The organism is Holdemanella sp., from assembly GCF_056804935.1.
The window spans coordinates 2,266-11,677 of the sequence record NZ_DBMEXE010000030.1; the positions used below are offsets into that span (position 1 = coordinate 2,266).

A 9,412-nucleotide genomic window follows, 5' to 3' on the forward strand; every position below is an offset into this window, starting at 1 on the left:
ACGCGATTTAAAAAAGCAGAAGCTTAAATGACTTCTGCCTCATCATCACTTTTCCATGGATTATTGGCATCAATATGATCGTAGAAAAGAGTACCTGATAAGTGATCGATTTCGTGTTGAAGGCAAATTGCGAAATATCCTTCAGCTGAAATTGTTACATTTTTATCTTGAATCAAATCATAACCACGAACTTTAATTCTTGCATGACGGAAAACATGTCCTGGATGTTCGCCTTTTACGGATAAACAACCTTCTCCATTATCTAAATATGCGTTTTGTACGGATTCGGAAATGATTTTAGGATTGACTAGTGCAACTTCATCTACACCATCTTCATAAGGAATCACAACCGCAATCATTTGTTTTAAAACACCAACTTGTACAGCTGCAATACCAACGGCCGGCTGTAAATCTTCGGCTTCGGCAATTTCATCATTTTGTGAATTACGCACATAATCTAACATGGCCTGTAAAAGTTCTCTGTCCTCATTTGATAAAGGCAATTGAACAGGTTCACTTTGCATACGAATTCTTTCGTCTGTATCCAATATAATATCTTTGCTTGTTATTTTCATAGTAATCATCCTCGCAAACATTCTATAGCATTTTCGAATTATTGACAAATGATTTTTGAAAATATGCTAAAATAGAATTTATGATGGGGGGATTTACATGTCCGAACAAAAAAAGAAGGGAAAATTATCATTTTTCGCATTGGATCCAAAGTGTGATAAGTATATCAATTGGGCGGTGGCGCTTCTTTTGTTGATTGGAACATTTACGATTGTTTCAACCAATGTAGGAAAAACGACATATGCCCCTAACATTGTTCCAAAAGTAATTGTCAAACAAAGTATATTTTGCGTATGTGGATATATTGCTATGTGGTTTATGAATCGCTTTTTTCGCTTTCGATGGTATTCAAAAATAGAATGGTGTATTGTTCCACTTTGTTTGTTCATAATGATACTTCCATTTGCGTTTCCAGAAATTGGAGGAAGCCATGCCTGGATTCAGATTGCCGGTATATCTTTGCAGCCAAGTGAATTCGCAAAACCATTATTGCTGATTATTTGTGCGACATGCTTGTATCGTGCAAAAAAGAAATCAATTATGTTAAAGGAAAAGGGTAGACTCTTTAAAAGGGCGTGGGCCGCATTTATTTGTATATGTATCATTGTGCTTTTTCAAAAAGATACAGGAACCGCTGTTATCATTGGATTTATCTTTATATCTTGTATCATGATTCCAAAATATCCTGTTTTACAACATACACAACGAGTATTAAAAGTACTTATTTATGGAGGAATTATTTCTGGCGTTGTTTTGTTTGGATTTACAAATATAGGAAATGAAATCTTAAAACATACGTCATTTGCACATATTGCGGTGCGCGTTGAAAACTTCAAAGATCCATATAACGATGTTTATGGGGATGGATATCAACCAGCTAATTCTTTGTATGGAATCGCAAGCTCAAATATTGTTGGAAAAGGCATTGGGAACTCAGCACGTAAATATGGTTATTTAACACAGGCTGATAATGACTATATTTTAGCTGTATTGATTGAAGAAACAGGTATCTTTGGTTTGTTTGGATTGGTTATTCTGTATGGAATTATTGAATTTCGCTTATTTTATTATGCCTTTAAAACAAGTGAGTATATGTACAAAATAATATTAGGCGGCGCAGGCGTTTATCTATTTATGCACTTCTTTTTGAATGCTGGTGGTGTGGCTAGCCTGATTCCTTTTACAGGAGTACCCCTACTATTTATAAGTAGTGGAGGTACAAGCTTGATTTCAATTATGTTGACAATGGGATTGGCACAAAACTGCATTTGTGCAATCCGAAGAAGGGAGATGGATCGATTATCATGAGAATTGTAGCGGGAAAATATGGGTCTAGATCATTAAAAAGTCCTAAAAATGATGCGACTAGACCAACACAAGATAAAATTAAAGGGGCCATCTTCTCAAGTTTGGGGAACATGTTTGATGGCGGTAACTTTTTAGATTGTTACAGTGGAACTGGAAATATGGGTTTAGAAGCTGTGAGTCGCGGAATGGATCATGCGACTTTGGTGGACAATAATAAAGGGGCTATTTCTGTCATTAAAGAGAATGTAAAGAGTTTAAAGGCAGAAAAAGAGACCAAAATCATTTGTGGAAATATTTTTAGTGTATTGGAGCGTTTGACTTTAAAGTATGATGTAGTTTATATTGATCCTCCTTATGCGAAACAGGAAAATGAAAAGTTGATTCAAAAATTAGAGGATTTAGATATTGTAAAATCAGATGGAGTTATTGTGGTGGAAAGCCTGCAAGAAGAGGTGTGGCCAGAAAAAATAGCTTCATTCATAAAATATAAAGAGAAGACATATGGCATTACGCGTATTTCTTATTATCAAAAAGAGGAGAATGAAGAATGAAAATAGCAGCATTTTGCGGAACATTTGACCCAGTTACTTATGGTCATTTAGATATTATTGAAAGAGCAAGTAAGTTGTTTGATCAGTTAGTGGTCTTTATTTCGCCAAACTCAGATAAAAATAATGAGTTTACAGAGGAAAAAAGATTAAAATGGTTGAATGAATCAACGAAGCACTTGTCAAACGTAACATGCAAGATTCAGTCGGGATTAGTTGTCGAGGCATGCAAAAGTGTGAATGCGACTGTGCTGGTACGTGGAATTCGTAATGGTGTGGATTGTACATACGAGCAAAACATGGCGTTTATGAACGCAAGATTGAATGAGGACATTGAGACAGTATGTTTATTTACTCGTCCTGAATATAGTTTGTACTCAAGTTCAAACGTAAGAGAACTGTTTAAATATGGTCAGGACATTTCGGGATTTGTTCCTGCTTGTGTATTAGAAGATCTTAAAAAAGGAGAAGAATAAAATGGAAAAGTTTATTGATTGGTTAAAGGCAAATGGATATCAATATAAAGATGAAGATATTTATCTAGAAGCTTGTACACACTCTTCGTATGCCAATGAACATCATCGTGAAATGGGAGACAATGAGCGCTTAGAATTTATGGGAGATTCTGTTTTACAAATTTGGAGTGCTACACAATTATTTTTGATGGAACCCAAAATGCGTGAAGGACAAATGACAACACTTCGTGCACAGACAGTGTGTGAATCTACATTAGCCGTATTGAATAGACAATTAGGATGGTATGAATTCTTGCGTCTAGGTGTTGGTGAAGAAAAAACGGGTGGACGCCATAGAGAAAGTATTTTGGCCGATCAATTTGAAGCTTGCATCGGAGCTATTTATATTGATCAGGGATATGCCGTTTGTGACGAGATTTTGACAAAATATATGAAGCCAGTATTTAAACAAGAAAAGAGTGAGGCTGTTACAGACTATAAAACACATTTACAAGAGGTGATTCAGGCAGATTCTAGAAAGACAATTCAATATAAATTGTTAGAAGAAAAAGGTCCAAGCAATGCACCAACCTTCACAATGGGTGTGTATTTAGATGATATTTTATTAGGTCAGGGAACGAGTAGCACAAAGAAAAAGGCGGAACAAAAAGCAGCTAAGGATGCTTTTGAAAAGATGGCAAAATAAAATGGAAGTATTTGAGAAATTACTAGATCCGGAATTATATGCGTATTTTAAAAATGCGACTTTTTATGAGAATCCTGTATTTCATACAGCGCATAAAATGGTTGATTTTTACATTGAATTTGAGAATGTAATTCCTTTGGAAATTTATGAACAGATCATTACTAAGCTTCAGCTTTCTTTGCATGCTCATGTAAAGTTGCATATGCACACAAAGAATAGCGTTATTGAAATGGATGAACTGGATCGTTATGTAAATTTTTTTGTGGAAAAATATAGTGATGTGAAGGATTTTCGCTTTCTACATCCTTATTTAGAAAATGATACAATCTGTTTTTCTACACGCGATGAGTCTCGTCTTGCTGCTTTAAATTTGGCTTTACCTTCATTAATGGAAAAGTTAGCGGATGTAGGGATTACGCAGGAAATTGTGTGTAAAAAAGTTGAGGATGATATTGAAATTGAAACGGCAAAGGTGCAAGTAGCTGCACCTGTTGTGAAACAAGAGCCAGTTAAGAAGCAGTATCCTTCTTCAAACAGCTATAAGAAGGAATCAGCTACAACATATAAGATTGCAGATTTACGAGTGGGCTATTCAAATGTTCAAATTGAAGGACATATTTTCGATATTGATAATCGTGTTATGAAGAGTGGTAAAACTTTGCAGATGTTGTATATCAGTGATTATGATGATGCGATCGTTGCCAAACGTTTTGAAGGGGCAAGATGTCCTATTGAAGAGATTCAAGCGGTAAAAAAAGGCATGCACGTTGTATTAACGGGTGAAGTTGTTTATGATTCATTCTCAAAGTGCGACTCGTTTATGGTTCGTAAATTAGAAATCACAAAGGAAAAGAAAAGAGAAGATTATGCGAAGGTAAAAAGAACAGAATGGCACGTTCACTCTAATTTTTCAGAAATGGATGGTGTTTGTGCAATCGAAGAATTTATTCAGACTGCCTATGACTGGGGTATGGATTCTATCGGTGTGTGTGATCATCAGGTCGTACAGGCTTTTCCAATGGCACAACATAAGATTGAGGCTTTGGTCAAACAAGATCCGAATCGTGAATTTAAAATGTTGTATGGTTGCGAAATGCTTGTGGCAGATTCTAAATATCATATTGTATATAATAATGATCATCGCAAACTTGAAGATGCAACATTTGTCGTGTTTGACTTGGAAACAACGGGTCTTTCGAATACGCGTGATGAAATTATTGAATTTGGTGGTGTTAAGATCAAAAATCGTGAAGAGGTTGGGCGTTTACAGATGTTCATTAATCCAAAACGTACGATTCCTGCCCACATTTCAAATTTAACGCATATTACACAAAATGATGTAGATCGTGCAAAACCTATTGAAGATGCTTTAGATGAGTTGTTAGATTTTATTGGAGATTCTATTTTAGTAGCGCATAACGCAACGTTTGATGTTGGCTTTATGAATGCAGCTTGCAGAAAAACAGGTCGTGATGAACTGACAAATCCTGTGATTGATACATTGCCACTATCGTATGCGATGCTTCCGGATGATCAAAAGCGATTTAATCTAGGAAGTGTATGTCGTCATTATCGTGTTAGCTATGATGGTGAAGGGGCGCACCGTGCCGACTATGATGCGGATGTACTTTCACAAGTTATGTACAACATGATGAATCAATTGGGGCATGAAGCTACTTTAGATACATTAGTTGATATGGAAAGTGGATGTGAGAAATACGCTTCGAAAAAACCATATGAGAGAAATCGTCCATATCATATGACGGTATTCGCAAAGAATAAGGATGGCTTAAAAGAATTGTTTGAATTGATTACTTTATCACATACACAATATTTGGTGAGTATGGGTAAAGAAAATGGTCAGCCTCGTATTATTAAGGAGGAAATCTCAAAGAAGTGGGATAACGGCAACTTATTAATTGGTTCTTCTTGTCAGAATGGTGAAATTTTTGAATTGGCACATACGCGAAGTAAAAAAGAATTATTGGAAGCCATGGCCTATTATGACTATATTGAGCTTCAGCCATTAGATTGTTATAAGAATTTATTGGATCGTGGAAGCATTACAGATGTGGATGATTTGAAGTGGTATTTGCAGTTTATCTATGATACCGCAAAAGAAGCGGGTAAGATGGTGATTGCTTCAAGTGATGCACACTATGTGAATCCTAATGAGAAACGTCTTCGTGATGTATATATTAATGCCAAGGCAATTGGTAATGCTAGACATCCTCTATATATTTATAATAAACAAGCGCGTAAAGCTACGAGCAATCCAAATCAGCATTTGTTGACGACGGATGAAATGTTGAAGGCATTTGAATGGATGGGTGAAGATGTAGCTTATGAGGTTGTTGTGGAAAACACAAATAAATTGAAGTTATTAACAGAGCCTATCTTTCCAATCAAAGATAAGTTGTATCCACCTGACATTGAGGGGTCTGACCAAAAGTTGCGTGATATTTGTTTTGAAACAGCGCACCAATGGTATGGAAATGATTTGCCAGACATTGTAGAGAAACGTTTAACTCGTGAGTTAGATAGTATTATTGGTCATGGTTACTATGTAGTATATTATATTTCACACTTACTTGTTAAGAAGAGTAATGATGATGGATATCTTGTAGGTTCGCGTGGATCTGTAGGATCTAGTTTTGTTGCGACAATGTCCAATATTACGGAGGTAAACCCATTAACACCTCACTATGTATGTAAAAATTGTCAGCACTATGAGTTTTTAGAGGGGGATGAAGCTAAGTCTGGTTTTGATTTGCCGGATAAGGTGTGTCCGGTTTGTGGTGAAATCATGCGTGGAGATGGTCAGGATATTCCGTTTGAAACATTCTTAGGTTTTGAGGGGGATAAAGTTCCCGATATCGATTTGAACTTTTCCGGTGAATATCAACCGAATGCCCATGCCTATACAAAAGAAGTATTTGGAGATGATCACGTCTTTAGAGCAGGTACTGTAGGTACGGTTCAGGAGAAGACGGCGTATGGTTATGTTAAAGGATATGAAGAAGAGATGGAGTGTGAGCCTTTTAATGAGGCAAAGCGTGTAGATTTGGCTAAGGGTTGTGAAGGTGTAAAAAGAACAACGGGTCAGCATCCGGGTGGTATTGTCGTTGTGCCGCTGGATATGGATGTGCATGATTTTACGCCTGTACAATATCCTGCAAACAATCCAAATGCGACTTGGAAAACAACGCACTTCGATTTCCATCAGATTCATGATAATATCTTAAAATTTGATATTTTAGGTCATGTCGATCCTACGGCTATGAAAATGTTGGAGAGAATAACAGGAGTGAATGTTCGTCAGATTCCTATGAATGATCAGGCAACTATGGCTATATTCTCGACAACTGAATCACTAAAAATCGATACGACAAAATATAATGAAGTTACAGGAGCAGCGGGTATTCCTGAGTTTGGTACGCCATTTGTTCGTGGTATTCTTGAACTTACTAAGCCGACAACGTTTGCGGAATTAGTCACAATTTCTGGTTTGTCTCATGGTACCGATGTTTGGTTGGGAAATGCCAAAGATCTAATTGATAATGGTACTTGTAAGTTGAATGAAGTTATTGGTTGTCGTGACGATATCATGGTTGATTTGATGGGATATGGTGTTAAACCAAAATTATCATTTACGATCATGGAAAGTGTTCGTAAGGGTAAAGGTTTAAAAGATGAGTGGGTTACCGAAATGAAGGCGAACAATGTACCAGAATGGTTTATTGATTCTTGTACAAAAATTAAGTACATGTTCCCTAAGGCCCATGCGGTTGCCTATGTTATGATGGCTGTGCGTATTGCGTGGTTTAAGGTACATATGCCAGTACATTATTATTGTATGTATTTTAGTATTCGTTGTGATGCTTATGATGTGCAGACCATGATTCAGGGTGAGGCTGCAATTCGCCAAAGAATGGCGGATATCAAACATATGAAAGAGGATAAAACACAAAAACCAAGTGATAAAGAATTGGCTATTTATGATACGTTAGAACTTGCTTTAGAGATGGTTTTGCGTGGTTTTAGATTCTCGAATATTAGTATTAATCGTAGTGCAGCCACCGAATTTATTGTGGATCCAGATGATCCAAAAGCAATTATTCCGCCTTTCACAAGTATTGATGGCTTGGGTTCAAACGTAGGTTTGTCTGTCGTTAAGGCTAGAGAAGAAAAACCATTCCTATCTAAGGAAGATGTATTGAAGCGTACACAGCTTTCAAAGACTTTAGTTGAAAAGTTAGCGGATATGAATGCTTTAGAGGGGTTGGATGAAGAAAATCAAATGACACTGTTTTAGGCAGTGTCTTTTTTAGTACATTGTAAATTTTTACAATCATGTAATTGTATGGTAAAATATTTACATTATTGGAGGAGAGTTATGAAAAAGAAAGGATATAATATAACACTTGGTATTTTCATTGGCTTGATTGCAGGTGTTATTGTTGGAATTATTATGCCGGAATGGGCAAATACCGCATTGAGCGTTGTTGCTTCCATATATATGTCGGCATTAAAAATGATGATTTTCCCACTTGTATTTACAAGTTTAGTGATGGGAATCATTGGCATTGGGGATATTGCTAAAACGGGTAAGGTAGGTTTACATGCCTTATTATGGTATACAGGTACAACAGCTTTAGCTTCGGGTCTAGGTTTGGTTTTGCCTCGCATGTTACATTTGGGTAAGAATGCGCATATTGTTGCGACAAAAACACAAGTGGAGGCTGCGACATTTAATGGGTTGTTGGATACGTTACAGAATATTATTCCATCGAATCCAGTAGAGGCTTTCGCAACGGGAAATATGCTTCAAGTTCTTGCGTTTGCCGTGATTATTGGACTTGCATGTTTGGCTATTCAGGAAAAGGCGGATCCATTTATTAATTTATGTGATTCGATTTATCAAATTTCTATTTTTATTATAAGTAAGATCATGTATGTGACTCCATTTGGAGTATTCGCATGTATCGCTACAGTTATGTATTCAAATGGTGTGGATACAATGCTTCAATTAGGACAGGTATTATTGGCGTTGTATATTACGTTCTATTTATATGCGTTTATTATTTATGGTGGTATGGTCAAATTCTTTGGAAAATACAATCCAATTCAATTTTTTAAAGATATTGCACCAGCAGGATTGAATGCGTTTGGTACTTGTTCAAGTAGTGCTACAATCCCCATTTCATTAAAGTGTGCTTCAGAAAAGATTGGTATTCCTGAAGAAATCACTTCGTTGACTCTTCCTTTAGGGGCAACGATCAATATGGATGCCGTCTCAATTTTGATGTCATTTATGATTACATTCTTTGCGACAGCTTTAGGTATTGATTTAAGTATTGGAACAATGGTTACAGTACTTGCTTGTAACGTATTGTTAAGTATTGGTACTCCAGGCGTTCCAGGTGGTGCGATTGCTGCTTTTGCGGCTTTATGTCCAATTGCAGGAATTCCAACAAATCAAATCTTGGGTGTTTATATTTCGGTAAATACTTTGTGTGACATGGGAGCTACTTGTGTGAATGTCATTGGTGACTTGGCTTGTTCTACTGTTTTGAAACAAACTTTGCATTTTGATAAGAAGAAATAAATGAAGCCAAATAAAACAATCAGTGAATTTAAAGAGTTTATTGCCAAAGGCAATGTGATGGATATGGCTGTGGGAAAATCGTTACTTCCTTGGTAAATGATATATTGATGCCGATTGTGGGTATTTTGATTGGTGGACTTGATTTTACGGGTTTAGACACATTTAATAAATTAGGATATAAAGCTAAAATCAACACTCATACAACGTCTTATAT

General features: G+C 36.3%; 8 protein-coding genes and 1 pseudogene. 8 read left to right on the forward strand and 1 reads right to left on the reverse strand.

Annotation, left to right across the window (positions count from 1 at the left end; translation table 11 throughout):
• Positions 1-23: 23 nt before the first annotated feature.
• A complete protein-coding gene (gene def, locus ACZQCL_RS02705; protein ID WP_118114674.1) occupies positions 24-575 on the reverse strand; it encodes a peptide deformylase in 552 nt (183 codons plus the stop codon).
• 97 nt (positions 576-672) lie between these two features.
• Between def and ACZQCL_RS02710 the strand changes: the two genes are divergently transcribed.
• The 8 genes and pseudogenes from ACZQCL_RS02710 to ACZQCL_RS02745 all read left to right on the forward strand — a co-directional run.
• Complete coding sequence (locus tag ACZQCL_RS02710; RefSeq protein ID WP_117571534.1) at positions 673-1,881, forward strand: FtsW/RodA/SpoVE family cell cycle protein; 1,209 nt, start codon at positions 673-675, stop codon at positions 1,879-1,881.
• On the forward strand, positions 1,878-2,432 hold the full coding sequence (rsmD, locus tag ACZQCL_RS02715; protein ID WP_227991160.1) for a 16S rRNA (guanine(966)-N(2))-methyltransferase RsmD: 555 nt from the start codon (positions 1,878-1,880) through the stop codon (positions 2,430-2,432). The genes ACZQCL_RS02710 and rsmD overlap by 4 nt, the downstream gene beginning before the upstream one ends.
• Positions 2,429-2,905: a pantetheine-phosphate adenylyltransferase gene (coaD, locus tag ACZQCL_RS02720; protein ID WP_118114671.1), complete on the forward strand. Its 477-nt coding sequence runs from the start codon at positions 2,429-2,431 to the stop codon at positions 2,903-2,905. The genes rsmD and coaD overlap by 4 nt, the downstream gene beginning before the upstream one ends.
• 1 nt (position 2,906) lies before the next feature.
• Positions 2,907-3,590: a ribonuclease III gene (gene rnc, locus ACZQCL_RS02725; RefSeq protein ID WP_117924560.1), complete on the forward strand. Its 684-nt coding sequence runs from the start codon at positions 2,907-2,909 to the stop codon at positions 3,588-3,590.
• 1 nt (position 3,591) lies between these two features.
• Entirely contained in the window at positions 3,592-7,905 is a 4,314-nt protein-coding gene (locus tag ACZQCL_RS02730) for a PolC-type DNA polymerase III (protein WP_482481790.1), read from the forward strand.
• An 81-nt stretch (positions 7,906-7,986) separates the two neighbouring features.
• A complete protein-coding gene (locus tag ACZQCL_RS02735) occupies positions 7,987-9,198 on the forward strand; it encodes a dicarboxylate/amino acid:cation symporter (RefSeq protein WP_256269041.1) in 1,212 nt (403 codons plus the stop codon).
• A complete protein-coding gene (locus tag ACZQCL_RS02740; protein ID WP_256269040.1) occupies positions 9,199-9,294 on the forward strand; it encodes an MscL family protein in 96 nt (31 codons plus the stop codon).
• Positions 9,276-9,412: pseudogene (locus ACZQCL_RS02745) on the forward strand (hypothetical protein); the annotation flags it as partial. The gene ACZQCL_RS02740 and the pseudogene ACZQCL_RS02745, both read left to right, overlap by 19 nt.